Annotated in this window: 24 protein-coding genes and 1 pseudogene; 13 read left to right on the forward strand and 12 right to left on the reverse strand. The window is 71.7% G+C overall.

Annotation, left to right across the window (positions count from 1 at the left end; translation table 11 throughout):
- Positions 1-143: 143 nt before the first annotated feature.
- Positions 144-1,826 carry a peptide-N4-asparagine amidase gene (locus tag TR48_RS29715; RefSeq protein ID WP_052443158.1) on the forward strand — a complete coding sequence of 561 codons (1,683 nt, stop codon included), beginning with the start codon at positions 144-146 and terminating at the stop codon, positions 1,824-1,826.
- Positions 1,827-1,879: 53 nt separating this feature from the next.
- Here TR48_RS29715 and TR48_RS29720 read toward each other — a convergent pair whose 3' ends face one another.
- The 9 genes and pseudogenes from TR48_RS29720 to TR48_RS29760 form a co-directional block, all read right to left on the reverse strand.
- A complete protein-coding gene (locus TR48_RS29720; RefSeq protein ID WP_042373113.1) occupies positions 1,880-2,629 on the reverse strand; it encodes an IclR family transcriptional regulator in 750 nt (249 codons plus the stop codon).
- Positions 2,630-2,714: 85 nt separating this feature from the next.
- Positions 2,715-3,503, reverse strand: a complete 789-nt coding sequence (locus TR48_RS29725; RefSeq protein ID WP_042373115.1) for a VOC family protein — start codon at positions 3,501-3,503, stop codon at positions 2,715-2,717.
- A 123-nt stretch (positions 3,504-3,626) separates the two neighbouring features.
- Positions 3,627-5,084, reverse strand: coding sequence for a catalase (locus tag TR48_RS29730; RefSeq protein WP_042373118.1), 1,458 nt, complete (start codon positions 5,082-5,084; stop codon positions 3,627-3,629).
- A 361-nt stretch (positions 5,085-5,445) separates the two neighbouring features.
- A pseudogene (gene alc, locus TR48_RS29735) lies at positions 5,446-6,471 on the reverse strand (allantoicase); the annotation flags it as partial.
- The gene (allB, locus tag TR48_RS29740) at positions 6,468-7,802 is read right to left on the reverse strand and encodes an allantoinase AllB (protein ID WP_236652394.1); all 1,335 of its coding nucleotides are present in this window, start codon (positions 7,800-7,802) and stop codon (positions 6,468-6,470) included. The pseudogene alc and the gene allB, both read right to left, overlap by 4 nt.
- Before the next feature lie 125 nt (positions 7,803-7,927).
- Positions 7,928-9,067, reverse strand: coding sequence for a glycerate kinase (locus TR48_RS29745; RefSeq protein WP_174501751.1), 1,140 nt, complete (start codon positions 9,065-9,067; stop codon positions 7,928-7,930).
- 114 nt (positions 9,068-9,181) lie between these two features.
- Entirely contained in the window at positions 9,182-10,957 is a 1,776-nt protein-coding gene (gcl, locus tag TR48_RS29750; RefSeq protein ID WP_042373123.1) for a glyoxylate carboligase, read from the reverse strand.
- A gap of 3 nt (positions 10,958-10,960) precedes the next feature.
- On the reverse strand, positions 10,961-11,854 hold the full coding sequence (locus TR48_RS29755) for a 2-hydroxy-3-oxopropionate reductase (protein ID WP_042373125.1): 894 nt from the start codon (positions 11,852-11,854) through the stop codon (positions 10,961-10,963).
- Positions 11,855-11,883: 29 nt separating this feature from the next.
- Positions 11,884-12,735, reverse strand: coding sequence for a TIM barrel protein (locus TR48_RS29760; protein ID WP_042373127.1), 852 nt, complete (start codon positions 12,733-12,735; stop codon positions 11,884-11,886).
- Positions 12,736-12,855: 120 nt separating this feature from the next.
- On the opposite strand from TR48_RS29760, the gene TR48_RS29765 reads away from it, so the two are divergent.
- From TR48_RS29765 to TR48_RS29795, 7 genes are all read left to right on the forward strand, one after another.
- The gene (locus tag TR48_RS29765; protein ID WP_042373129.1) at positions 12,856-13,122 is read left to right on the forward strand and encodes a thiamine-binding protein; all 267 of its coding nucleotides are present in this window, start codon (positions 12,856-12,858) and stop codon (positions 13,120-13,122) included.
- The gene (locus TR48_RS29770) at positions 13,119-13,499 is read left to right on the forward strand and encodes a helix-turn-helix domain-containing protein (protein ID WP_042373131.1); all 381 of its coding nucleotides are present in this window, start codon (positions 13,119-13,121) and stop codon (positions 13,497-13,499) included. The genes TR48_RS29765 and TR48_RS29770 overlap by 4 nt, the downstream gene beginning before the upstream one ends.
- Positions 13,500-13,578: 79 nt before the next feature.
- Complete coding sequence (gene uraD, locus TR48_RS29775; protein ID WP_042373134.1) at positions 13,579-14,094, forward strand: 2-oxo-4-hydroxy-4-carboxy-5-ureidoimidazoline decarboxylase; 516 nt, start codon at positions 13,579-13,581, stop codon at positions 14,092-14,094.
- Between the two features lie 53 nt (positions 14,095-14,147).
- Positions 14,148-14,462, forward strand: a complete 315-nt coding sequence (uraH, locus tag TR48_RS29780) for a hydroxyisourate hydrolase (RefSeq protein ID WP_236652395.1) — start codon at positions 14,148-14,150, stop codon at positions 14,460-14,462.
- Between the two features lie 3 nt (positions 14,463-14,465).
- The gene (gene pucL, locus TR48_RS29785) at positions 14,466-15,380 is read left to right on the forward strand and encodes a factor-independent urate hydroxylase (protein ID WP_042373137.1); all 915 of its coding nucleotides are present in this window, start codon (positions 14,466-14,468) and stop codon (positions 15,378-15,380) included.
- Positions 15,381-15,486: 106 nt separating this feature from the next.
- Positions 15,487-16,866 (forward strand): 8-oxoguanine deaminase, encoded by a 1,380-nt coding sequence (locus tag TR48_RS29790; RefSeq protein WP_042373139.1) that lies wholly within the window; start codon positions 15,487-15,489, stop codon positions 16,864-16,866.
- A gap of 198 nt (positions 16,867-17,064) precedes the next feature.
- Positions 17,065-18,018: a quinone oxidoreductase family protein gene (locus TR48_RS29795; protein ID WP_042373141.1), complete on the forward strand. Its 954-nt coding sequence runs from the start codon at positions 17,065-17,067 to the stop codon at positions 18,016-18,018.
- A gap of 129 nt (positions 18,019-18,147) precedes the next feature.
- On the opposite strand, the gene TR48_RS29800 is transcribed toward TR48_RS29795, so the two are convergent.
- Together TR48_RS29800 and aceB are read right to left on the reverse strand one after the other, a co-directional pair.
- Positions 18,148-19,125, reverse strand: coding sequence for a hypothetical protein (locus tag TR48_RS29800; protein WP_052443159.1), 978 nt, complete (start codon positions 19,123-19,125; stop codon positions 18,148-18,150).
- 247 nt (positions 19,126-19,372) lie between these two features.
- Entirely contained in the window at positions 19,373-20,995 is a 1,623-nt protein-coding gene (gene aceB / locus TR48_RS29805) for a malate synthase A (protein ID WP_042373143.1), read from the reverse strand.
- A gap of 149 nt (positions 20,996-21,144) precedes the next feature.
- Between aceB and TR48_RS29810 the strand changes: the two genes are divergently transcribed.
- Positions 21,145-21,975, forward strand: a complete 831-nt coding sequence (locus TR48_RS29810; protein ID WP_304941232.1) for an IclR family transcriptional regulator — start codon at positions 21,145-21,147, stop codon at positions 21,973-21,975.
- Positions 21,976-22,026: 51 nt separating this feature from the next.
- On the opposite strand, the gene TR48_RS29815 is transcribed toward TR48_RS29810, so the two are convergent.
- Complete coding sequence (locus tag TR48_RS29815; protein ID WP_042373174.1) at positions 22,027-22,596, reverse strand: nucleotidyltransferase family protein; 570 nt, start codon at positions 22,594-22,596, stop codon at positions 22,027-22,029.
- A 139-nt stretch (positions 22,597-22,735) separates the two neighbouring features.
- On the opposite strand from TR48_RS29815, the gene moaA reads away from it, so the two are divergent.
- From moaA to TR48_RS29835, 4 genes are all read left to right on the forward strand, one after another.
- Positions 22,736-23,746, forward strand: a complete 1,011-nt coding sequence (gene moaA, locus TR48_RS29820; RefSeq protein ID WP_042373147.1) for a GTP 3',8-cyclase MoaA — start codon at positions 22,736-22,738, stop codon at positions 23,744-23,746.
- Between the two features lie 190 nt (positions 23,747-23,936).
- On the forward strand, positions 23,937-24,728 hold the full coding sequence (locus tag TR48_RS29825) for a hypothetical protein (protein ID WP_042373149.1): 792 nt from the start codon (positions 23,937-23,939) through the stop codon (positions 24,726-24,728).
- 90 nt (positions 24,729-24,818) lie between these two features.
- The gene (locus TR48_RS29830; protein ID WP_439654507.1) at positions 24,819-25,592 is read left to right on the forward strand and encodes a hypothetical protein; all 774 of its coding nucleotides are present in this window, start codon (positions 24,819-24,821) and stop codon (positions 25,590-25,592) included.
- Between the two features lie 258 nt (positions 25,593-25,850).
- On the forward strand, positions 25,851-26,580 hold a 730-nt coding region (locus TR48_RS29835; RefSeq protein ID WP_042373151.1), incomplete at its 3' end, for a DUF2637 domain-containing protein.

Genomic DNA, 26,580 nt, shown 5'->3' on the forward strand with positions numbered 1-26,580 from the left:
GTCCCCTTCGTCCTCCGCCTCGTCCCCGAGACCAAGGGCAAGACCCTGGAGGAGATGGGCTGACGCCCTCTTGTGTCTCCCCGCGTAGGGGTGCCAGGGTTCCTCCCCGTACCACCCAGTCATGATCGACGGGAGGGGAACCCATGCGCATGCGCGTGCGCGCCGCAGGCGTGCTCGGAACGGCGGCCCTGCTCTGTGCCGCCCTGCTCGGGACGGGGACGGCCCAGGCCGACCAGGGGCAGATCGAGACGAACTATCAGAACCCGGTCACCGCACTGCCTCCGGTGAGCCAGCCGGACACGCACCACTGCACCGTCACGGAGATGCAGTACGACTTCGGCAACACCATCTCCTCCCCCGCGTGGAACGGCACGGTGACGCCGCCGGCGAACTGTCCGGGCCCGTGGAGCAAGGTCGTGCTGAACTGGTCCGGCAGCGTGCAGGGCCGGCAGTACGACCGGCTCGCGGGGGTGTGGATCGGCGGCGCGGAGGTGCTGCGCACCAGCACGCCCGAACCCACCCAACAGGGCATCAGCTGGTCGCTGGAGAAGGACGTCAGCGCGTTCATCCCGCTGCTGCGCACCGAGCAGCCGATCGCGGTCTCGCTCGGCAACGTGGTCAACTCCACCTACACCGGCGTCTACCACATGAAGCTGACGCTGACGTACTACCAGGCCGACCACCGCTACCCGGCCGCTCGCACCGCCGACCAGGTGGTGCCGCTCTCGGCGTCGACCACCGACGCGGGCTGGACGTACCTCAACCCCGGTCAGTCGTCCTCGAAGACGGTCACCCTCCCACGCAACCTCACCGACGTGCGGATGGAGGTCTACGCCCGCGGCGGCGGCTGCGACGAGCAGTGGTTCGACTCGGTGCCGACGGACCTGGCGAACAAGTACCCCGACTACCTCTGCGGCGGCGGCCCCTACCGCGAGGTGCAGGTCTCGGTCGACGGACGGCCCGCCGGGATCGCGCAGCCGTACCCCGTCGTCTACTCGGGCGGCATCGTGCCGACGCTGTGGCGGCCGATCCCGGCCGTGGACCAGTTCGTCACGCAGGCCTACGACCTGGACCTGACGCCCTTCGCCGGGCTGCTGGTGGACGGCTTGCCGCACACCTTCACGATCACCCCTCACGGCGCCGCCGACGGCTGGACGGTGGACAGCACGCTGTTCCTCGACACCGACCACCACGCGGCGCGGACCAGCGGCGCGCTCACCGAGGACACCCTCTCGCTCAGCCCGGCGGTCACCACCACCGAGACCCCCGGCCCCGGCGACCTGGTGAACGTCCGTGTCAGCGCGCAGCGCGCGTGGACCACCTCGGGCTGGCTGGACACCTCGGCCGGACGCGTCCACACCACGGTGACGCAGCACGCGGGCTACCTGAACACGGACGCCGTCTCCAGCGGCGGGCAGAAGCAGGTGATGTCGCAGCGCGAGGACGGCACGACCGTGGTCACCACGACCCCGGCGCACGGGCACGCGAGGGCGACGAAGCACAGCTGGGACTACCCGATCACCGTCGACTCCGACGTCCCGCTCTACACCGACGGCGACAACTACTCCCTGTCCGCCACCGTGCACCAGGGCCGCGTCCTGATCGACAGCGTCAGCCAGGGCGACCACTGGCGCACGCTCGGCTTCAGCCGTGACGTCGTCGACGCCTCCGGCGTCCTCGCCCGCACGAACGGCGTCACCACGGCCGCCGACGGCCAGGACTCCGAGCACTACACGGGGACCACCGACACCGGCGCCTGCTACGACCACCTGATCCGCGCCGACCACGGGTACGTGACCGAGGACCACGTCTCCGACTGCGACTGACGCGGCCGTTCCCGGCCGCCGCGCGAGGCGTGCCTCGGCGACGGCCGGGAGCGTCAGACCGTGAGGGCGAGCAGCACCGGCGCGGCCTTCGCCGCCATCGTCTCCGCCGTCTCCTTCAGGCGGTAGGCCTCCTCGACCGGGAGGGAGAAGGCGAGGCAGCCGACCGTCGCGCCGGCCGTGACGGGGACGGCCGCGCAGACCGTCCCGATCGCGTACTCCTGCAGGTCCAGCATCGGGACGGTGGTCGGGTGCCGGTCCAGGCGCTGGAGCAGCGCGCCGGTGTCGACGTCGGTGCGGGAGGTGAAGCGGGCCGCCGGATGGCGGGCGAGATGGTCGCGGCGGGCATCGTGGTCGAGCTGGGCCAGCAGGCACTTGCCGATCGCGCTCGCGTGGCCGGTGGCGCGGAAGTCGACCCACTCGTGGACGCTCGGCGTCAGCGGGCCGTCCACCACCGCCTGCACCGTCACCTCGCCGTCGGAGTAGCGGCTGAAGTAGACGGCCGCGCCCAGCTCGTCGCGGAGCGACGCCATCTTGGCGACCAGTCGGGAGTGCACCAACTGCTCCCGGTTGGCCTGGCCCAGCATCGCCAGCGCGCCGCCCAGGACATACGCGCCGTCCTCCAGCCGCTCCAGATAGCCCTCGCGCACGAGCGAACGCAGCAGCCGCCGGGCGTGGTCGGCCGGGAGCTGGACCTCCTCGGCCAACTCGTCCGCCCTGGCGCCGAAGCCGCGTCGGTCGACGGCCTCGAGCAGCCGCAGGGCACGTTCCACGGAGCTCCGGGGGTTGTGGTTCCGCGCAGCCATGCTCACCAGACTAGCCGTCAGCGAGCCTGGTGAGCATGGGTTACGCAGTGTTCGAGCCGCCTGCGGGCAGGCCGCGGCGAGGGTGTCAGGAGGGCTGCTCCGCCAGCTTGAGCACGCAGAACACCGCTCCCCACGGGTCCTGGATACCCGCCATCCGCCCGGGCGGAATATCCATCGGCGGGACGACGACAGTAGCCCCGCGCTTGACGGCCGCATCGACTGTCGCATCGGTGTCGTCGACGGCGAACCACGCCATCCAGTGCGGCGGCACCTGGGCCGGGAAGTTGTCCGCCATGTCCTGCAGGCCGCCGACCGTCCGGCCCTCGACCTCCAGACCGAAGTAGCCCGGCATCTGCTCGGCCGGCTCGGCCTTCAGGCCCAGGGCGGCCTCGTAGAACGCGGCGGCGGCCGGCACGTCGCGGGTGTTGCACTCGTTCCAGGTCAGCGCACCCGGCTCGTTGACGGCCACCGCCCCGAAGAACTCCTTGTGGCCCCAGACGCCGAAGACCGCGCCGGTCGGGTCCGCGGCGACGAACATCCGGCCGAGGCTGCCGACGTCCATCGGCTCGAACAGGACGGTGCCGTGCGCGTCCTTGACCTTCTTGGCCGTCGCGTCGGCGTCGTCGCTGGCCAGGTAGGTGGTCCAGACGTGGGGCGGCTCGGGCTGCCCCTCGGGGGCCATCGCCGGGCCGATGCCGCAGACGGCGCGACCGCCCAGCTCCATGACGGCGTAGCCACCGAACTCGGCCGGGCCCGGCACGCCCGCCCAGCCGAAGACGTCCTTGTAGAAGTCCAGCGCGGCCTGCTGGTCCTTGGCCATCAGGTCGACCCAACACGGGGTGCCCGGTGCGTAGGGCTTGGTGGTCGTGGACATGCCTCTCCTCCGAAGCGTGACCCCCCTTCGCGGCACACTCTTCTACCAACGCACGCGCGCCGCCACCGGAACCGGTGGCGGCGCGCGCTGAGGGTGACGCGGACCGGGTGGGGGCGTCCCGTCTCACTCCGCCTCGGCGCGCAGCGCCTTGACGGCGGCCTCGAGGCGCTTGCCGTAGTCGGCGTCCGCGGCGTGGAAGAACGGCAGGACGCGCTCGACCACGTCGTCCCGGGTGACCGAGCCCAGCGAGCCGGCCAGGTTGGCGACCAGGCGCTCCTTCTCGGCGTCCGACATCAGCCGGTACAGCTCGCCGGCCTGGAAGAAGTCGTCGTCCTTGGCGTGCTGGGCGGCGCTGTGCGTGCCGGTCCAGCCGGCGACGGCGGTCGGCGCGGCCAGCGGCGCGTCGGTCTGGCGCGGGCCGTCGTAGGAGTTCGGCTCGTAGTTCTTGGCCCGGCCGCCGGCGTTGACCGCGCCGTAGCCGTCGCGGCCGTAGTTGTTCGCCTCGGTCGCCTTGGGTGCGTTGATCGCCAGCTGGGTGTGGTTGACGCCCAGGCGGTAGCGGTGCGCGTCGGCGTAGGCGAACAGGCGGCCCTGGAGCATCTTGTCCGGGGACGGGCCGATGCCGGGCACGAAGTTGTTCGGCGAGAAGGCGGCCTGCTCGACCTCGGCGAAGACGTTCTCCGGATTGCGGTTGAGCACCAGGCGGCCGACGCGCTGCAGCGGGTAGTCGGCGTGCGGCCAGACCTTGGTCACATCGAACGGGTTGAACCTGTAGTCCGGAGCCTCGGCGACCGGCATCAACTGCACGTAGACGGTCCAGCTCGGGAAGATCCCGCGCTCGATGGCCTGGTGCAGGTCGCGCTGGTGACTGTCCGGGTCCGCACCGGCGAGCTCGGCGGCCTGGCCCGCGTCGAGGCAGCGGATGCCCTGGTTGGTCTTGAAGTGGTACTTCACCCAGTAGGCGGAGCCGTCCTCGGCGGTCCACTGGTAGGTGTGGGAGCCGTAGCCGTTCATGTGACGGTAGGAGGCCGGGATGCCGCGGTCGCCGAAGAGCCAGGTGATCTGGTGCAGCGACTCGGGCGAGTAGGACCAGTAGTCCCACACGTTGTCGGCCTCGCCCGTGCCCGTGAACGGGTCGCGCTTCTGCGAGTGGATGAAGTCCGGGAACTTGATCGGGTCCTTGATGAAGAACACCGGCGTGTTGTTGCCGACGAGGTCGTAGTTCCCCTCCTCGGTGTAGAACTTCACCGCGAACCCGCGCGGGTCGCGCACCGCGTCCGGCGCGCCGAGGTTGCCGGCCACGGTCGAGAAACGCAGGAACAGCTCGGTCCGCTTGCCGACGGTGTTCAGGAACGCCGCCCGGGTGAACGCGGTGACGTCGTCGGTCACCTCGAAGTAGCCGTGCGCGCCGGAACCGCGAGCGTGCACGACGCGCTCCGGGATCCGCTCGCGGTTGAACCGGGCGAGCTTCTCGATCAGCTGCTGGTCCTGGATCAGCACCGGGCCGCCGATGCCGGCCTGGGCGGAGTTCTGGTTGTCGGCGACGGGCGCGCCGGACTCGGTGGTCAGGATTTTCGACATGGAGGTACCTCGGAGCAGGTGAAGGTGAAGGGAAGTTGTAAGCACCTCAGGGGCGCGGGACTCTGCTGATCTGCGGCTCCGCCGCGTGGGCGCGACCTGGTGGTGGTTTGGAGGGCGGCTGCCGGGAGGCGCAGGCCGTCGGCGGGCGTCAGACTCCCAGCAGCCGCCAGATCGCGGCCCGGCGGCGCGAGCTCTCCGCGCCGTCCGGGGTGTCGGCCGGCTCGAGCGCGGCCTCGGCGGCGTGGACGGCCGCCGCATCGGCGAGCGGGCGGGCGGCAGCCAGCGTGCGGGCCTCACCGGCCGTCAGACCGGCTTCGGCGAGAGCCTGTTCGGCCTCCACGGCCGGCAGCAGGTTCAGCCAGCGGAGCGCGTGCGCCGCGCGGCCTGCCTCGGTCAGGCGGCCGGTGAGCCGCAGCCGGGCGATGCCGCCGTCGGGGTAGACGTCGAGGCGGGCCGCGGTGACCGGCTCGCTCGGGGCGACCCGGACGCGATGGCGGGTGTCGGGCTGGAGCCGGGTGCGCGGCAGCAGCGCGATCCACTCGCCGGTGGCGGCGGAGCGGCCCGAAACGGACGCCCAGCCGGGGCAGTTGGCGACGAAGTGGGTGGTGTCGATCTCGACGGCCAGCACCTCGCCCTCGCCGACCAGGTCGAGTTCGACCCAGTCGTTGTCCTTGTTGCGGCGGCGTCGCGTCTCCCAGCCCTCACCCATCACGGCCGCCCGGCCCAGGGAATTGAGGTTGTGCGGGGAGGAGAAGTACCGGTCGGACGCCCCGGTGGCGACGCCGCCGAACTCCTGGGCGGCCAGATCGAAGGTGAGCCCGTCCAGGTCGCGCGGATCGGCGACGACCTCGCCGTGCACGCGCAGGCGGGCGACGCCGCCGTCCGGCCAGATGTTGAGCCGTACGTGGGTGAACCGCTGCTCGGTGTCGACCGCGAACTCGTGCGCGGTGTCGCCCTTGAGCGCGGTGCGCGGCACGATCTCGGTCCACTCCGCGGCCTCGACCTCCTCCGGCGAGGGGTTGCCGGGCACGGACGCGGCCTCGACCGAGCCGGTCTCGGGGTAGTTGCCGGTGAAGTGCGCGGTGTCGACGACGACACCCCGGATCACGCCCGGGACACCGAGGCGAATCAGCGCCCAGTCGTGGTCGTCGTCGTTCGGGTGCGGCTCCTCGGCGCTCGCCCCGCGACGGCGGCGGGTCTCCCAGCCGTCCATGATCTGGCCCTTGTGGCCGAAGGTGTGCGGCCGGAACTCGGCCGGCCTGGCGACGAGGAGGTTCTCCTTCTCGGCGAAAAGCTCGTCGTTGGCGGCGATCACGCCCGCACCCAGCGACCGGGCGGCGAGGTTGACCAACTCGGTGAAGGCGGCGGACTTCTGGCTGTCGGTCACTTCTCTCCTCGGGTCAGCAGTCGGCCGGTCGGAGCGCCGCTGGTGTCCACCGGCTCACCGCGGAGCCAGGTGGTGCGGACGACGCCGGACAGCGATCGGCCTGCGTAAGGGGTCACGGGGTGACGGTGGTGCAGCCCGGCGGGGTCCACGGTGAACGCGGCGTCCGGGTCGAAGGCCACCAGGTCGGCGTCCATGCCGGGGGCGATGGCGCCCTTGGTCGAAAGGCCCACGAGCGCGGCCGGTCCGGCGGACATCCAGCGGACGACGTCGCAAAGGCTGTGGCCGCGGCGGCGGGCCTCGGTCCAGACGGCCGGCAGGCCGAGCTGCAGCGAGGCGATGCCGCCCCAGGCGGCGGCGAAGTCGCCGTCACCGCCGAGGCTGGGCAGGTGCTTGAGCTCCGGCGTCGAGGGCGAGTGGTCGGAGACCACGCCCGCGAACTCGCCTGCGGCGAGGGCCTCCCAGAGCAGGTCGCGGTTGGCCTCACTGCGGATCGGGGGGCAGCACTTGAAGGCGGTGTCGCCCGCCGGGACCTGCTCGGCGGCCAGCGTCAGGTAGTGGGGACAGGTCTCGGCCGTCACCCGCACACCGGCGGCGCGGGCCTCGCGCAGCAGCGGCAGCACGGCGGCGGAGGAGACGTGCAGGATGTGGACCCGCGCACCGGTGCGGCGCGCGATCTCCAGCAGTCCGGCGACCGCGACGGCCTCGGCGTCGTCGGGCCGGGAGGCGAGGAAGTCGGCGTAGGCGGGGCCCGGCGTGTGCGGGGCCTCGTCCAGGATCCGGGGGTCCTCGGCGTGGATGATTGCCAGGGCCCCGATCCGCGCCTGCTCGGCGAGCGCCTCTTCGAGCTGCTCGCGGTTCAGGTGCGGGAACTCGTCGACCCCGGAGGGGGCGAGGAAGCTCTTGAAGCCGAAGACGCCCGCCTCGTGGAGCGCGGCGAGGTCGCCGGTGTTGCCCGGGATCGCGCCGCCCCACAGGCCGGTGTCGACGAAGAGCCGGCCCTCGGCGACCTTGCGCTTGGCCTCCAGACCCGCGAGCGTCGTGGTCGGCGGGATGGAGTTGAGCGGCATGTCGACGATGGTGGTGACGCCCCCGGCCGCTGCGGCGCGGGTGGCGGTGGCGAAGCCCTCCCACTCGGTGCGGCCGGGCTCGTTCACGTGGACGTGGCTGTCGACCAGGCCGGGCAGGAGGGCGAGCCCGCCGAGGTCGACGACCTCGCCGTCGCCCTCGCCGTAGGCCAGGACCTCGACGATCCGCCCCTCGCTCACGACCACGTCGGCGGCTCGCTCACCGTCCGGGAGGACGGCGCGTCGGGCACGGAACACCTTGGTCAACTCGGGCCTCCTGATCGGGTTGCCGTGAGATTAGGCTTCGCTTCAACAAAACGTCAACGGTTTCTTTCAACTACTTGTTGAAGCGATGCCCAGCGGCAAAATCGGTTGAACGTACGAAGAAAGCTTCACTCCGCGCCGAGGAACGTGCGCGCGAGCCGCTCCCCAGCCAACTCGGCCAGTTCCCCGGCGCGGGTGATGCTGTCGCCGTCCGGACCGGCCAGCTCGACGAGCGAGAGCGCGGCGACGAACCCCGCGGCGTGCCACTGCGCCTCGCTCAGCTCCAGCAGGCCCGACACCGCCGCGACCGGGACGCCATGCCCGGCCGCCGCGTCGGCGACTCCGGCGGGCGCCTTGCCGTGCAGGGTCTGCACGTCAAGACAGCCTTCGCCGGTCACGACCAGACGGGCTCCCCGCACCGCCTGGTCGAAACCCAGAAGTTCCAGCAGCAGCGCGATCCCGGGCCGCAGCGTGGCGCCGAGCAGCGCCATCGCACCGAAGCCCAGACCGCCGGCCGCACCCGCGCCCGGCGCCTCGCGCAGATCGCCGCCCGTCAGGGCGGCGACCTTGTCGGCCCAGTGGGCCAGGGCCGCGTCGAGCACGGCCACGTCCTCGGGCGTCGCGCCCTTCTGCGGGCCGTAGACGGCGGGCGCGCCGCGCTCGCCCAGCAGCGGGTTGTCGACGTCGCTCGCGACGACGACCTCGACACCGCTGAGGGTGTCCGCCAGCGGACCGGGGTCGATCGACGCCAGCCGCGCCAGCGCGGCTCCGCCGGACGGCAGTTCCGCGCCGTCCGCGTCCAGCAGCCGCAGGCCCAGCGCCTGGGCCATGCCCGCGCCGCCGTCGGTGCAGGCCACTCCCCCGAGGCCGAGCACCAGCTTGCGGCAGCCCAGCTCCAGGGCCTTGCGGACCAGCTCGCCGGTGCCGAGGCTGGTGGCGGTCAACGGCGCCTTGACGCCGCCCGGCAGCAACTGCAGGCCGCTGGCCTGCGCCGCCTCGATGACCGCCGTCTCGCCCTGCACGGCCAGCACCGCGGCGACCGGCTCACCGGTCGGGCCGGCGACCTTCACGGGCACCGCGCGGAACCCCGCGGCGACCGCCGCCGCGACCGTCCCCTCGCCGCCGTCGGCGACGGGCAGGGCCCGCACCTCGACGCCGGGCAGGGCCCGCCGCACTCCGGCCGCGATACGGTCCGCGGCCTCGGCGGCGGTGAGGCTGCCCTTGAACTTGTCGGGCGCGATCACCACATGACCTCGGTGCTGGGACATGAACAATCGAGCCTCGCCTTCGTTCTCCATTGAATGCCTCCCGGCGGCGCGGGCACGACCGGATGGGATCACGCCGCCGGGAGGAGACTATGCACCCGCTTGCGCGGGTCTGACCTACGCGCCCAGGAGGGCGGTGGGGGCGTCGCCGGGCTCGGTCGCGAGCTCCTCGAACTCGTTGACCTTGTCGATGTCCGCGGCGGCCATGGAGACGTTGGTGACGCGCTCCAGGATCACCTCGACGACGACCGGCACCTTGAACTCGGCCGCCAGCTTCTTCGCCTGCTCCAGGGCGCCGGCGATCTCGCCGGGCTCGAAGACCCGGATCGCCTTGCAGCCCAGGCCCTCGGCGACCTTGACGTGGTCCACGCCGTAGCCGCCCAGCTCGGGGGCGTTGACGTTGTCGAACGAGAGCTGGACGCAGAAGTCCATGTCGAAGGCGCGCTGCGCCTGGCGGATCAGCCCGAGGTAGGCGTTGTTCACGACCACGTGGACGTAGCCGATGTTGAACTGCGCCCCGACCGCGAGCTCCTCGATCATGAACTGGAAGTCGTAGTCGCCCGAGAGCGCGACGACGGTCTCGTCCGGCACCGCGGTGGCGACACCGAGTGCGGCCGGGACGGTCCAGCCCAGCGGGCCCGCCTGGCCGGCGTTGATCCAGTGCCGGTCCTTGTAGACGTGCAGCAGCTGCGCGGCCTGGATCTGCGAGAGGCCGATGGTGGTGACGTAGCGGACGTCGCGCCCGAACGCCTTGTTCATCTCCTCGTACACGCGCTGCGGCTTGACCGGCACGGCGTCGAAGTGGGTCTTGCGCAGCAGCGTCGCCTTGCGCTCCTGGCAGGACGCGGCCCAGGCCGAGTAGTCCTTCAGGGTCTGCGCGGCCTTGCGCTCGCGGGCGACCTGGACGAACAGCGTGAGCGCCGCCCTGGCGTCCGAGACGATGCCGTAGTCGGGGGCGAAGACGCGCCCGATCTGTGTCGGCTCGATGTCGACGTGGACGATCGTGCGACCGGCCTTGTAGACGTCGACGTTGCCGGTGTGGCGGTTGGCCCAGCGGTTGCCGATGCCGAGGACGAAGTCCGACTCCAGCAGCGTCGCGTTGCCGTAGCGGTGCGAGGTCTGCAGTCCGACCATGCCGGCGGTGAGGGGGTGGTCGTCCGCGATCGTGCCCCAGCCCATCAGGGTGGGGACGACCGGGACGCCGGTCAGCTCGGCGAACTCGACCAGCAGGTCGGCCGCGTCGGCGTTGATGACACCGCCGCCGGAGACGATCAGCGGGCGCTCGCTCGCCTGGAGCAGGTCGAGCGCCTTCTCCACCTGGGCCCGGGTCGCGGCCGGCTTGTAGACCGGCAGCGGCTCGTAGGTGTCGATGTCGAACTCGATCTCCGCCATCTGCACGTCGATCGGCAGGTCGATCAGGACCGGGCCCGGACGGCCGGAGCGCATCAGGTGGAAGGCCTGCTGGAAGGCGCCGGGCACCTGGGCCGGCTCCAGCACGGTGACGGCCATCTTCGTCAGCGGCTTCGCGATGGAGGCGATGTCGACCGCCTGGAAGTCCTCCTTGTGCAGCTTGGCCACCGGCGCCTGGCCGGTGATGCACAGGATCGGGATCGAGTCGGCCTGGGCCGAGTAGAGTCCGGTGATCATGTCCGTCCCGGCCGGTCCCGAGGTGCCGATGCAGACGCCGATGTTGCCGGCCTTGGCGCGGGTGTAACCCTCGGCCATGTGGGACGCGCCCTCGACGTGGCGGGCGAGCGTGTGGTGCAGGCCGCCGCGCTTGCGGATCGCGGAGTAGAAGGGGTTGATCGCGGCGCCGGGCAGGCCGAACAGGTTGGTGACGCCCTCGCGCTTGAGGATCTCGACGGCCGCTTCGGCCGCGGTCATGCGTGCCATGGGTCAGTTGGCCTTTCCGGACAGGCGCTCCAGGTTGCGCAGAAGGGCGGAGTGGTCCAGCCCGCCGTCACCGGCGTTGCGCAGAGCGGTGATGAAGTCGGCGACCAGGGCCGCGGTCGGCAGCGGCACCTCGACGGCGCGCGCGGCGGCCAGCAGGTTGCCCATGTCCTTGTGGTGCAGGTCGATCCGGAAGCCCGGCGCGAAGTCGCGCCTGAGGAAGTTGTTCTTCTTGCGGGTCAGCACCGTGGAACCGGCCAGACCGCCGTTGAGCACGTCGAGCGCGACCTCCAGGTCCACGCCGGACTTCTCCAGGAAGACCACGGCCTCGGCGCACGCCTGGATGTTGACGGCGACCATCAGCTGGTTGGCGACCTTGACGGTCTGCCCGGAGCCGGACGGGCCGACGAGGGCCACGGTGGTGCCCAGCGCCTTGAGGACCGGCTCGGCCTCCTCGAAGTCGGCCCGCTCGCCGCCGACCATGATCGACAGCACCCCCTCGATGGCGCCGGCCTCACCACCGGAGACGGGCGCGTCGAGAGAACGCAGGCCCTTCTCCTTGGCGGCGGCGGCCACGCGCTGCGAGATCTGCGGCGTCACCGAGCTCATGTCGATCAGCAGGGCGCCCTCGGGGGCGTTGTCGAGGACGCCGCCCTCACCGAAGTAGACCTGCTCGACCTGCGGGTCGGCGGGGACCATGGTGATGACGATCTCGGCGTCCTTGACTGCCTCGGCGATCGAGCCGGCGCCCTTGCCGCCTTCCGCGATCAGCTTCTCGATCGGCTCACGGGTCAGGTTCGAACCGGTGACGGTGTGACCGGCCTTGACGAGGTTGGCGGCCATCGGGCTGCCCATGATGCCGAGCCCGATGAAGGCGATACGGCGGGGGGTCGTGCTCATGGAAACTCCTTGGGAGAGTGTCAGGGAGGTCAGCGCTCGCTGGAACGCAGGGCGTTGGGAAGCCACTCGAAGGAGTCAGCCGAGGCGACACCGGCAACCGGCTTGTACTCGAGCCCGATGTAGCCTTCGTAGCCGACGGCGTCGAGCTGACCCAGCAGCGCCGGGAAGTCGAGCTCACCCGAGCCGGGGTAGTTGCGGCCGGGGACGTCGGCGACCTGCACGTGGCCGATCCGGTCCGCGTGCTCGGTGATCACGGCGGACAGATCCTCGCCGTTCCGTGCCAGGTGGTACAGGTCGCAGAGGAACTTCGTGTTCTTCAGGCCGGTGGTCGCGTTCACCGCGTCCACCACCGCCACCGCGTGCTTCGAACTGAGCAGGCCGTACTGCGGCGCCTCCGGCGCGTTCAGCGCCTCGACCAGCAGAACCGCGCCGATGCCGTGCGCGGCCTGCGCGGCCAGCGCGAGGTTCTCCAGCGCGAGCGCGTCCTGCTCCGCCACCGGCACGTCCTCGACCCGGTTGCCGTACAGCGCGTTGAGCGCCTTGCACCCGAGCGACTCGGCCAGGCCGACCGCCACCGCGATGTTGTCGCGGAACCGCTGGGAGTCGGCGGGGCGCGACAGCAGGCCCTTGTCGCCGCCGGCCATGTTGCCGGCGTCGAAGTTGAGGCCCGTCAGCTGCACGCCGGAGTCGACGAACGCCGCTCGCAGCGCGTCGAGCTCGGCCTGCGGCGGGGTGGGGCCGTCGAGGGTCCACCACAGCTCCGCGGCGTCGAAGCCCGCGGCCTTCGCTGCCGCCGGGCGCTCCACCAGCGGAAGCTCGGTGAAGAGGATCGAGAGGTTCACGGTCCAGCGCTGGTTGAGCCAGCTCTGCGCGGCGGTCATGCCATCACCTTGTTCCACATTGCGGAAGATGTTTTCTGCGTGATGAAACTATGACACGTCGCTTCAACAGTTTGTCAAGCACCTCTCGGATCCTGGCCGTTCCCCGGATACGCTTCGGACGTGCGATTGAAGGTGGAGTTCACAACCGAGCCGTTCGAACTGGACGGCTTCCCGGAGCATGCGCGCAGCGCGCGCCGCGTGGTCGACGAGGCCGGGCTCAGTGTCGAGGTGGGGCCCTTCGGCACCACCGCCGAGGGCGAGGCCGAGCCGACGCTCTCGGCGATCGACCGACTGGTCCGCGAGACCCTGGCGCACGGCGCCACTCGGATCTCACTCCAGGTCAGCGTCCTGGAGGGCGCCGAGGACGAAGGGGAGGGAGCGGGATGAGCGACGAGCAGCACCCGCTGGCCATAGCCATCAAGCCGCTGCTCGACGCCGTCGGCGCCAGCGCGGTCGGCCTGGACGAGGCCCTGCCGAACGACGTCACGCTCGAATGGGAGGGCGCCCCCGCCGTTGCCGTGCGCCTGCCCGGCCTGGAGAGCGCGCTCGACCGACTGCTGAACGAGGTCCGCCGGCAGTTCGGCGGCGCCGAGCTGACGACGCTGGACCGCGCGGACAAGCAGCGCGTGGTCGCCCTGCTGGAGGAGCGCGGCGCGTTCACCATCCGCCACGGCGTCGAGAACGTGGCCGCCGCGCTCGGCGTCAGCCGGTTCACGGTCTACAACTACCTCAACCGCCAGCAGGCGGCCGAAAAGCAAAGCTGACGACAGCTTTCAACAAAGTGTTGACGATCGGGGTCGGCGGATCTACTTTTCTCGTGGCAACCACTTTCGGAGGTCACGAGTGACCCAACCCGCCACCCCGACGGACATCGTCCTCGACCGCGTCAACGCGATCGACGGCGAGGCGCTGGACGCCCTCCTCAAAGAGATCTGCTCCAGCCACACCTGGGCCACGCTCGTGCGTCTGGCCCGCCCCTACCGCGACCGGGACGCCTTCCACGCCGCCAACGCGAGCGCCATGGAGGCCCTCTCCGCCGCGGACCTGGACGACGCGATGGCCGGCCACGCCCGGATCGGCACCCCCAAGCCGGGCGACGCCACCTCCCAGCGCGAACAGTCCGGCGTCCAGGGCGCCGACGAGGCGCTGCTGGCCGACCTGGCCGCCGCGAACGCCTCCTACGAGGAGAAGTTCGGCCACGTCTTCCTGATCTGCGCCACCGGGCGCACCGCCGCGACCATGCTGGCGGCACTGCGCGAGCGCCACCCGAACGACGCCGCCACCGAGCGGGAGATCGTCCGCGGCGAGCTCCGCAAGATCAACGACATCCGTATCGACCGCCTGCTCGACGAGAGCTGACGAGCCGACGGCACCGTACGCACGCCGCGACACGAAACCGCGTGAGGACTCACATGACCTCCATCTCCACCCACGTGCTGGACACCAGCCTCGGCAAGCCCGCCGCGGGCGTCCCGGTCGAGCTGGCGCAGCAGGTGGCCGGCGAGTGGAAGGCCCTCGGGGCCTCCGCCACCGACGCCGACGGGCGCTGCAAGGACCTGCCGGATCCGGACCTGAGCGCCGGCACCGTGCTGCGCCTTCGCTTCACCACCAACGGTGCCTTCTTCCCCGAGGTCGCGATCGTCTTCGACGTCGACCCGGCCCAGGCCCACTACCACGTACCCCTGCTGCTGAACCCGTTCGGGTACTCCGTCTACCGAGGGAGCTAGACCATGGCCCACCAGCTCGGCCAGAACCAGTACGGCAAGGCGGAGAACCGCGTCGTACGGATCACCCGCAACGGCAACCGCCACGAGATCCGGGATCTCAACGTCTCCGTCGCCCTCTCCGGCGACCTCGACGACGTCCACCTGACCGGCTCCAACGCGCACTGCCTGCCGACGGACACCACCAAGAACACCGTCTTCGCTTACGCCAAGAAGTTCGGGATCCAGTCGCCGGAGAACTTCGGCATCCTGCTGGCCCGCCACTTCGTCGACGACACCCCGCCGATCCACCGCGCGCGGATCCGGGTCGAGGAGTACGTCTGGGACCGGATCGAGATCCCGGACAACAAGGCGCGTTTCATCGGCTCCGAGGAGACAGGCCACTCCTTCGTCCGCCGCGGCACCGAGGTCCGCACCTCCGAGATCGTCTACGACGGCTCTGGCGTGCAGGTCATCTCGGGCCTGAAGGACCTGGTGGTGATGAACTCCACCAACTCGGAGTTCTGGGGCTACATCAAGGACGAGTACACCACCCTCAAGGAGGCGTACGACCGCATCCTGGCCACCCAGGTCACCGCCCGCTGGAAGTTCGGCTTCACCGGCGCCGAGGGCGAGGCCGAGCCCAACTGGGACCGCTCCTACCAGCAGGTGCGCCGCCACATGCTGGAGGCCTTCGCCGAGACCTACTCGTACTCGCTGCAGCAGACCCTGTACGCGATGGGCACCCGGGTGCTGAACAACCGCGCCGAGGTGGACGAGGTCCGCCTGGAGCTCCCGAACAAGCACCACTTCCTGGTGGACCTGGAGCCGTTCGGCCTGGAGAACGACAACGAGGTCTACTACGCTGCAGACCGGATGTACGGTCTCATCGAGGGCACCGTGCACCGCGAGGGCGTGACCCCGGTCATTCCGGTGGCCTAACGCCCACGTTTGCAACAGCTCGACCCCAGGGATTCTCTCCGCCGTCCCGCCCTGGGCCGCACCAGACGGCGGTACTTCACAAGTCCGCTGTCGAGGAGCACGAGCTATGGCATCCGAAGCATCCCCAGTCGAGCGCATCGTCATCGAGAACGCGGCGATCGCGACGGTCGACGCCCTGGATACCGAGTACACGCGCGGCCACGTCGTCATCGCCGGCAACGTCATCGAGTCCGTCGGCGAGGGCCCGGCCCCGATGTGGCTGGAGAACGTGGCGCGGCGGATCAACGCCGAGGGCCACCTGGTGACCCCGGGCCTGGTCAACACCCACCACCACTTCTACCAGTGGATCACCCGCGGCCTGGCGCAGGACAACATTCTGTTCGACTGGCTGGTCGCGCTCTACCCGACCTGGTCGCGGATCGACGCGGGCCTCGTCCACGCCGCCTCCCAGGGCTCGGCGGCGGCGCTGCTGAAGTCCGGCTGTACCACCGCCTCGGACCACCACTACGTGTTCCCGCAGGGCGGCGGCGACATCCTCGGCGCCTCCATCGAGGCCGTCTCCGAGCTCGGCATGCGCTTCACCGCGCTGCGCGGCTCGATGTCCCGCGGCAAGAGCGACGGCGGCCTGCCGCCGGACCACGCGGTGGAGAAGACCGAGGACATCCTCATCGCCTCCGAGGCGGCCGTGGACCGCTGGCATGACGCCTCCTTCGGCTCGATGCTGCACGTCGCCATCGCGCCGTGCTCGCCGTTCTCGGTCACCACGGAGCTGATGCGGGAGGCGGCCGAGCTGGCCCGCCGCAAGGGCGTGCGGCTGCACACCCACGGCTCGGAGACGGCCGAGGAGGAGCAGTTCTGCAAGGAGCTGTTCGGCATGGGCCCGACCGACTACTTCGAGTCGGTCGGCTGGCTGGGCTCGGACGTGTGGATGGCGCACTGCGTCCACATGAACGACTCCGACATCCGCAAGTTCGCGGAGACCGGGACCGGCGTCGCCCACTGCCCGTCCTCCAACGCCCGACTCGCGGCCGGCATCGCCCGGGTGCCGGACATGATGGCGGCCGGCGTGCCGGTCGGCCTCGGCGTGGACGGCACCGCCTCCAACGAGTCCGGCGAGCTCGGCACCGAGCTGCGCAACGCGCTGCTCATCAACCGACTCCACGGCCGCCCAGACGCGCTGACCGCGCGTCAGGCGCTGCGCCTGGGCACCATGGGCGGCGCCCGGGTGCTCGGCCGTCAGGCCGAGATCGGCTCGGTCGAGGTCGGCAAGCTCGCCGACCTGGCGCTGTGGAAGGTCGACGGCATCATGCACTCCTCCATCGCGGACCCGGTCGCCGCGCTGGTGATGGGCGCGCTGCCGCCGCTGTCGCTGCTCCTTGTCAACGGCCGTCCGGTGGTCGAGGACGGCCACCTGACCACGGTGAACGAGGACCGCATCGCCAAGGCGTGCGCGGACGCGGCCAAGGAGCTCGCCTCGCGCGGCTGACGCGCTGATGTGACCGATCGACTCCGGGCGCGCACTGGGACGGTGTGCCGCCCGGACTCCCCGGCGCGTGCGCGCGCCGAGGAGGCTGAAGCCCCGGACCCACGGCGAGGGTCCGGGGCTTCGGTGTTCCGCCGGGGCATACCGTTGGGTATGTTGTGCGCAACAGGTACTACCAGCGAGTAGCTAGGAGCCGTGCCCATGAGGGCGATCCAGATCACCGAGTTCGGCGGGCCCGAGGTCCTGACGTTGGCGGAGGTCCCCGATCCGGTCCCGCAGGCGGGCCAGCTTCTCATCGAGGTGGACGGCGCCGGCGTGAACTACGCCGACACCCACGCCGTCGAGGACTCCTACCTGTCCCGCTCCTCACTGCCGATGATCCCCGGCGGCGAGGTCGTCGGCCGCACGGCGGACGGCCGCCGCGTGGTCGCCCTGACGGCGACCGGCGGCTACGCCGAGCGCGCCTGCGCGTGGGCGCCGATGGCGACCGACGTCCCCGACGAGGTCTCCGACGCGGCGGCGCTGGCCCTGGTCGTCCAGGGCCTCACGGCGTGGAACCTGCTCCGCACCTCGGCGCGGATCGCGCCGGGCGAGTCCGTCGTGGTGCACGCCGCGGCGGGCGGCACGGGCTCGCTGGCCGTCCAGCTCGCACGCCGCTTCGGCGCGGGCCGCGTCATCGCGACGGCGTCGACCAAGGAGAAGCGCGAGCTCGCGCTGTCGCTCGGCGCGGACGAGGCGGTGGACGGGGACCCCGAGGGCCTCAAGGACCGGCTGGTCGAGGCGAACGGCGGCAAGAAGGTCGACATCGTCCTGGAGATGACCGGCGGCCCCGTCTTCGACGCGTCTCTCGCGGCCCTCGCGCCCTTCGGGCGCCTGGTCACCTACGGCATGGCCTCCCGCCAGGAGCCGTCGCCGCTGGGCGCGGCGAAGCTGATGGGCCACTCGACCGCCGTGGTCGGCTTCTGGCTCATGCACGCGCTGGGCCGCCCCGACCTCCACACCGAGCCCCTGCGCGACCTCCTCCAACTGGTCGCCGCAGGCGAGCTCACCGCGCAGATCGGCGGCACGTACCCGCTGAGCGAAGCCCGCACCGTCCACGAGGCGCTCCGCTCCCGCAAGACCACCGGCAAGCTGGTGCTGGACCCCAAGAGCTAGTTGCCAACGCCCAAGGGACGCGAGGAACTGCGCGACGAGCCACCCCACGGGTGGTACGCCGAACGAGCAGGCCATCCGCACCGGGTGGTCGCTCGCGCAGTTCCTCGCGCCCTTGTCGGTGCGACTACCTCAGTGCTGGTTGCTCGCGCTCGTGTACGAGACGACGCAGTTGCCCGCGCCGCCGCCGTAGTTGTTGCTCCACAGCGACTGCACCGCGAAGCTCGCGCCGTTCAGGCTGATGATCGCGGACGCGCCCTGGCCGCTGGAGATCCAGGCGCACTTGTCGCCCGTCTCGGCGCCCGTGCTGTCCACCCAGCCGCTGCTCGGCGCCGGGTCCGTGAGCGTCTCCGCGTACTCGTGACCGCCGACGATCGTCACGCCCTCCGTCGCGGCCTTGACGCCGCTGGAGCCCGTGGCCACGAAGCTCGCGCCGCAGCTCGTGCCCGCGTCGCTGACGTACGGCATGTTGGTGTAGGGCAGGTCCGCGCCGTTGCTCGCGGTGGTGTGGTCGTGCCAGGCGCAGTACTGCGTCTTGAAGCCCGAGGGCACCACGCCGTGGGCCGCGTCCACGATGATCTGGACGTTGTCGCCGGAGACACCGAAGTGGGAGGCGGCCTTCTTCGCCTCGGCGGCGATCTGCGCGTCGCTCGGCTTGGTGGGGGCCGTGGCCGAGCTGTCCAGCCACGTGCCGCCGACCGGGCTCGACGCGGGGTGGCCCACGTGGGCGCCGGAGGTCCCGCACTGGGTGGTACCGGCGGCGACGCCCTGGCAGTACTGGGTCTGCGAGGTGAAGAACGTGTCGCCGCTGCCGTAGGCGTGGGAGAAGAAACTCAGCTGCAGCGCGGCCTCGCCCGACGGGTCGTTGGTGACGGTGGAGCCGGTTCCCCACTGGTTGCCCCAGTAGACGATGTAGACCTTGGGGGAGGTCACGATGTTGCCGCCGCCGTAGGCGAGGTTGTTGCCCGAGGCCGCGGGGGCCTTCTTCGCGGCGGAGTGGGGGCTCATGTGGTGGGGGGCGAGCTCGCTGGCTCCGGCGGGGGCGGCGGCGATGAGCGCACCGGTGGCGAGCGCGGCGGCGCATCCGGCGACGAGGGCGGAACGAAGCACGGTGGGGCCCTTCTCGACGAGGAACGGGAGGGCTGTGCGAGTGCCGTCGGCCGGACGGCAGTTGTGCCACCACGCGTAGTGTTGTTGCCTGATGGGCGACGCTAGTTGAAGTGACGTCGGGCGTTCAAGACGGCGTCACCGAATGCAGAGCAAACTCAGAAGGCAGGCCGCCGGGGCATGGCGGCGCCTCACGCAGGACCTCCCCAGGTTGCGTGAGACGCCGCTGTCGGTCTCCGGGTGCCGCGCGCTACAGCAGCGCGTACCCCGGAAGCGTGAGGAAGTCGACGAACTCGTCGGCCAGGGCGACCTCTTCGAAGAGGCGCGCCGCCTCGTCCCAACGGCCCTCGGACTGCTCCATGTCCGCCAGCTCGGTGGCGACGATCTCGCGCACCAGCGAGGCGGTGACCTTCTCGCCGGTGTCAGCCAGCACGACCGCGTTGTTGACCCACTGCCAGACCTGCGAGCGGGAGATCTCGGCGGTGGCGACGTCCTCCATCATGTTGAAGATCGCCACGGCGCCGAAGCCGCGCAGCCACGCCTCGATGTAGCGCAGGCCCACCTGGACGGCGTTCCGCAGGCCGGCACGGGTGCAGCTGCCGCCCGCGGACGCGACGTCGAGGAGCTGCTCCCCCGTCACGTCGTTCGCCGGGACGACCTGCTTCTGGTTCGGCGCGTCCCCCAGAACCGCGTCGAACGAGGTGCGGCAGACGGGGACCAGGTCCGGGTGCGCGACCCAGGAGCCGTCGAAGCCGTCCCCGGCCTCGCGGTCCTTGTCCGCGCGGACCTTCTCCAGCGCGGCCGCGTTGACCTCCGGGTCGCGCCGGGAGGGGATGAACGCCGCCATGCCGCCGATCGCGTGGGCGCCGCGGCGGTGGCAGGTGTTGACCAGCAGCCTGGTGTACGCGCGCATGAACGGGGCCGTCATCGTCACGCTGTTGCGGTCCGGCAGGACGTACTTCTCGCCTCCGTCACGGAAGTTCTTGACGATCGAGAAAAGGTAGTCCCAGCGGCCCGCGTTCAGGCCGGCGGCGTGCTCGCGCAGCTCGTGGAGGATCTCCTCCATCTCGAACGCGGCGGTGATCGTCTCGATCAGCACGGTCGCCCGGATCGTGCCGCGCGGGATGTCCAGGGCCTCCTGGGCGTGCACGAAGACGTCGTTCCAGAGACGGGTCTCCAGGTGGCTCTCGGTCTTCGGGAGGTAGAAGTACGGCCCGGAGTTGGGGTCCTGCTCGCCGCGGGCGAGGAGGGTCGCCGCGTTGCGGAAGAAGTACAGGCCGAAGTCGACGAACGCGCCGGCCACCGGCTCGCCGTCGACGAGCAGGTGCGCCTCGTCCAGGTGCCAGCCGCGCGGGCGCACCACGATGGTGGCGAGCTCGGCGTCCGGCTTGAGCTTGTACTCCTTGCCCTCGGGCGAGGTGAAGTCGATCGTGCGGGAGAGCGCGGCGGTGAGGTTGAGCTGGCCCTCGATCAGGTTGCGCCAGCTCGGCGCGGTGGCGTCCTCGAAGTCCGCGAGCCACACCTTGGCACCGGAGTTGAGCGCGTTGATGGTCATCTTGCGGTCGGTCGGGCCGGTGATCTCGACCCGGCGGTCGTTCAGCGCCCGCGGCGCGGGAGCGACCTGCCACTCGGCCGCGCGGATCTCGGCGGTCTCGGGCAGGAAGTCGAGCCTGCCGGTGCGCGCGATCTCGGCGCGACGGTCCTTGCGGCGTGCGAGCAGCTCGTTGCGGCGGGCACCGAAGCGTCGGTGCAGGTCGGCGACGAAGGCGAGTGCGGCCGGAGTCAGCACCTCGTCCCCGCGGTCCACCACCGGCCCGACGATCTCGACCCCGCTGGGAAGCGGCTTGCTCCCGGTTTCCTGCACTGCACCCATGGAACCCTCGTCAGATCAGAAGATGCGGATGATCGAAGCGCACTGTGCGGCACGCCTCGCTTCTGTAAGGTGGAGGCTAGTTTCCGCGATACAGAAATTCAACACTTTGTTGAGTTGGCTTGCCGGACCCTGCCAGGAAGGCTGTTGTGGTGACGTCATCCCTGTCGTCCGATCCCCGCTCCGGGGCCGCGGGCGCCGACCGCGCCGGCGGCGGAGTGCAGTCGGTCGAGCGCGCCTTCCAGCTGCTGGAGGCGCTCGCCGAGGCGGGCGGCGTCAGCACGCTGAGCGATCTGGCCACCGTCTCCGGGCTTCCCATGCCGACCATTCACCGCCTTGTCCGCACGCTCGTGCAGCAGGGTTACGTCCGTCAGGACACCGCTCGACGCTACACCCTGGGCCCGCGCCTGATCCGGCTCGGCGAGACGGCGGGTCGCCTGCTCGGCAGCTGGGCGCGCCCGTTCCTCGCCGAACTGATGGAGGCGACGGGCGAGACGGCGAACCTCGCGGTGCTGGAGGCGGGCGAGGTCGTCTACGTCGGCCAGGTGCCCTCGCGGCACTCGATGCGGATGTTCACCGAGGTCGGGCGCAGGGTGCAGCCGCACTGCACCGCCGTCGGCAAGGTACTGCTGGCCCAACTCCCGTCCGCGGAAGCCCTCGCGGCGCTCGGCAACGGCCCGCTCCCCGCGCACACCGTGCACACGGTCACCTCCCCCGGGGAGCTGCTGCCGCAGTTCGAGACCGCCCGGGAGGCCGGCTACGCCGTGGACGACCAGGAGCAGGAGATCGGCGTCCGCTGCATCGCCGTCGTCGTCCCCGGCGCGCCCACTCCGACCGCCCTCTCCATCTCCGGCCCCGAGGCCCGCCTGCGCGCCCTGGAGGCCCGCACCGGCGCCCGCGCCCTCATCCCGCAGATGCAGGACATCGCGGAGCGCCTCGGCACGGCACTGGCGTCGTCCGCGACGGCCGCGGCCCCGGAGTAGCCACTCGGCGACGGTGGCCTCGCCGTCGCCTTCCGGCTCAGCGGCCGAGCGTCACTCCAGGCCCTGCAACCGGGCCAGTTGCTCGGGTGTGTCCACGTCCTCGGGCGAGGCCACGTCGGCGCACTCCACCAGGCGCAGCTCCCCCGCGTGCGCGCGCAGCAGGGTCCGCGCGCCCGCGTCGCCGACGGCGCCCCGCCGGGCCTCCTCGAAGTACCGCGCGGCGATCAGCACCGGGTGGCCGCGCTCGCCGTCGTAGCTCGCGGCGGCGAGCCCCGCGCCGGAGGCGAGGACGCGGGCGACCGCAGCGGCGGTGACGCCGGGCGTGTCGACGAGGCCGATCAGAGCCGCGCCCGCGGTGAGCCCCGTCAGGCCCGCGCGGAGCGAGGAGCCCATCCCCGTCTCCCAGTCGGGATTGAGCACGACGTCCGCGTCGCCCAGCTCCGCGGTGGCCAGCACCCGTGCGGCCTCCGCGCCCAGGACGACCCGCACCCGTGCGCAGCCGCCCGCGCGCAGCACCGCGAGGGCGTGCTCCACCATCGGCCGCCCCCGGTACGGCAGCAGGGCCTTGGGGCGGTTGCCCATGCGCCGCCCGCCTCCGGCGGCCAGCAGCAGGCCGGTCACGTCGTCCACGGTCCCAGCATGGCCCGCACCCCGTCACGCTGTACTTGGAGAATCACACAAGCCTGGCGCGGGGGCCTCAAGCGTTCACCGGGGCTTCACCCGCTGGACGGCCCTGCCGCAGGGCCGTTGTACTGGGCCGATGCAGCCACGTTCACCGCATCCCCGCCCGCTCCTGGACCGCTTCGGCCGGGTCCACACGGACCTGCGGGTCTCGCTGACCGACCGCTGCAACCTGCGCTGCACGTACTGCATGCCGGCCGAGGGCCTGGACTGGCTGCCCAAGCCGGACCTGCTCGACGACGGGGAACTGCTGCGCCTGGTCCGGATCGCGAGCACCCGTCTCGGCATCCGGTCGCTCCGGCTCACCGGCGGCGAACCGTTGCTGCGCCGGGGCCTCGCCGACCTGGTCGCCGCCTTCGCGCGGCTCCCTGAGGCGCCGGAGCTCTCGCTGACCACCAACGGCGTCGGCCTCGCCCGCCAGGCCGACGCGCTGCGCGCGGCGGGGCTGCGCCGCGTCAACGTCAGCCTGGACACGCTGCGCCGCGACCGCTTCGGGGCGATCACCCGCCGCGACCGGCTCCCGGACGTCCTCGCCGGGCTCGCCGCCGCCAAGGCGGCCGGGCTCGCGCCGGTCAAGGTCAACGCCGTGCCCGTGCGCGGCGTCAACGACGACGAGATCACCGATCTCGCGGTCTGGGCCGTCGAGCACGGTTACGCGCTGCGCTTCATCGAGTCGATGCCGCTGGACGCCCAGGGCGCCTGGGACCGCGCCCGGATGGTCACCGCCGAGGAGATCCTCGCCGCCCTCGGCGCGGTCTTCACCCTGCACCCCGTCCCCCGCGAGGGCAACGCGCCCGCCGAGCAGTGGCGGATCGACGGCAGCGACGCGACCGTCGGCGTGATCGCCAGCGTCACCCGTCCCTTCTGCGGTGGCTGTGACCGCGTCCGGCTCACCGCCGACGGGCAGTTGCGCAACTGCCTGTTCGCGACGGAGGAGTCGGATCTGCGCGCGCTGCTGCGCGGCGGCGCCGACGACGACCGGATCGAGGCCGCCTGGCGCGCCTGCATCGCGGGCAAGGGCCCAGGTCACGCCATCGACAGCGCGGATTTCCAGCGTCCCGCACGGCCGATGTCGGCCATCGGCGGCTAGCCGGGCCCGGCCTCGGCCGGTCCCCCGCGGAGGGCTGTCCCTTCCCCAACTGTGGCGCGGATGGGCATTCCGCTCACCGGCCGGATCGGGAAGCATGGAACCGCGAGCGTGTCCGCGGCGTAGTCTCATGAACAACGTCCCGCTCTGTCGCGTCTCGAGTCACGGTCTCGGAAGGAACGGACGGTCCCTCATGCCAGGTTCACCCAAGCCCGTCCGCTGCCCCAGTTGCAGGCGGGAGCACGCGTACGAGCCGCCGGTGTTCCCGTGCCCCTGCGGGGCGGCTCTGAAGATCCCGCTGCTGCAGGGCGGCGTCCCGGTGCAGGTGCGGTTCCGCTCCTGGGAGGACTCCTGGCTGAGCATGCGCTGTCCCTCCTGCGGGCGCTCCGACCAGTGGCCGCAGCCCGAGTTCACCTGCGCCTGCGGGGCGACGGTGCGGCTGCCGGTCGACACCAGCGGCCGCCCGCGCACCGTCGGCGGGCAGGCGCCGGTCCAGCCCGTACAGCCGGTGCGTCCGGTCACCCCCCATCCGGGTCCGCCCGCTCCCGCGCCGGTCACCTCCGGGCGGCCGGTGCAGCCGCCGCGCGCCCTCGCCCGCAAGCCGTTCCTGCCCCACCCGGTCCGCACCTCGGACGACGCGGTGCTGGCCGCCGCCCGCTACCTGGAGTGGCTCGGCTTCGGCGAGCTGGAGGTCTCCGACTCCCAGGACCGTGAGGGCGTCTGCCTGCTCGGCCCGACGATCGTCGCCCAGGTCGACACCTGGACCGAACCCGCCGACCTGCGCGCCGTGGAGTGCCTCTGGCTCAACACCCTTCACGGTGACGAGCTGGTCCCGGCCATGTTCACCCTGGCGGGTTATTCGCTCGAGGCCCGCAACCGGGCGGACCAGCTGCTGGTGGCCCTCTTCGAGCTTGATCTGACCGGTATGCCGCAGGCAGTCAACACCGCCGCACGGGAGTTGGTCCGCAACTCCTCGCGTCCATGATCTGGCGCGGGTCGCGGCCCGCGTGTTGAATGACCGTCACCGAGGGCGGACCAACGGCGGCCGACAGCGGTCGCAGTGAGGGGCGATGGCGTGTCCTTGTCCGAGCAGCAGCGGTCCCGGGCGCCGGAGTCCTCCGTGGCGGGCCGCATCCCCGAGCAACGGACGGCCGACGCCGGAGCGATCTGGCTGCTGCGGTCCCGCGGCTGCTGGCAGGCCGCGGCGGAGCTCCTGGACGGCCGCCCCGGCGCCGCGGTGGAGCGGGCGGAACTGCTGATCGAGGCGGCGTTCTTCACCGGCCACGGCTGGGACGAGGCGGAGACGGCGCTGCGCGCCGCCGAGGCCGTCGTCCGCGACAACCACGAACGCGCGCAGGCGGCGTGCGCGCGCGGCTTCCTCGCTTACTGCGCAACGGTGTTGAAGGTCCACGACCGCCTCGACGAGGCGCAGGCCGCACTGGGCCGCGCGTCCGCGCTGCTCGCCCCCGAGGACCCAGTCCGCCCCCTGCTCGACTTCCGCCGCGGCCTGATCGCCCACGCCCTCCTCGGCGACGCGGCCGCGGCGCGCGCCGCGTACCGGCGTGCGCACGCCGGAGCGGAGCAGCAGCAGGACGCCCACCTGCTCTCCTACACCTGGCGCCAGCTGGCCGCGATCGCCCAGGAGGACGGCAACGTCGCCGGCGCGCGGCACGGCTACGCCGAGTCCCTGCGTCTGCGCGAGGAGACCGGCTTCGCCGTCGGCCTCGCCCCCGCCCTGGCCGCGCTCGCGGACGTCTCCCCTGCCGCCGAAGCCACCCAACTCCGCGCCGAGGCCCGCCGCCTCACCCGCGCCTTCTGCGGCACCCCCGTCTGGCTGACGCTCGACTGAGGCACGTCGCACTGTCGAGGGGCGCGAGGAACTGCGCGACAAGCCGCCCACGCAGGTGACAAGCCACCCACGCAGGTAGGGCCCCGAACGCGCGGGGCCGTCCCGATCCCGGTGGTTTCTCGTGCACCCCCTCGCGCCCCTTGGGATGGTGCATTCACCCGTTCTGGTGTATGTGTCCCAAATCCACATGATCGTCTCTCCTGCTCCGTCAGGATGGTCCCGCCCTGCGTGGTTTGCCGGGGTGGTGAGGAGACGACGATGAGGTTGAGCGACGGTGCTCTCGGGTGGGTCCTGGCGCTCACCGCGTTGCTGCTGGTGGTGGCCGTGCTGCTGGTCGTGCTGCGGGCCCGGGCCGGGCGCGCGCAGGGCGCGGACAGCTGGGAGCGGAGCGAGGAGCGGCGCAGGCGCAAGGAGACCGTGTACGGGTCGGCCTCCTACGTGCTGCTGTTCTGCTGCGCGGCCGTCGCGGCCGCGCTCTCCTTCCACGGGCTGGTCGGCTTCGGTCTGCAGAACCTGGGGCTGAGCGGCGGGTGGGAGTACCTGGTGCCCTTCGGGCTCGACGGCGCGGCCATGTTCTGCTCGGTCCTCGCCGTGCGCGAGGCCAGCCACGGCGACGCGGCGCTCGGGTCCCGCAGTCTCGTGTGGATGTTCGCGGCCGCGTCCGCCTGGTTCAACTGGGTGCACGCGCCGCGCGGCATCGACCACAGCGGAGCGCCCCAGTTCTTCGCGGGGATGTCCCTCTCCGCGGCGATCCTCTTCGACCGCGCCCTCAAGCAGACCCGCAAGGCGGCCCTGCGCGAGCAGGGCCTCGTGCCGCGTCCGCTGCCGCAGATCCGCGTGGTGCGCTGGCTGCGCGCGCCGCGCGAGACGTACGCCGCCTGGTCGTTGATGCTGCTGGAGAACGTCCGCAGCCTCGACGAGGCCGTGGACGAGGTGCGCGAGGAGCGCCGCGCCCGCCTGCGCCGGCGCGAGGCCGACCGGCCGCAGC

This window comes from Streptacidiphilus neutrinimicus, from assembly GCF_000787815.1.
Lineage (GTDB): Bacteria > Actinomycetota > Actinomycetes > Streptomycetales > Streptomycetaceae > Streptacidiphilus > Streptacidiphilus neutrinimicus.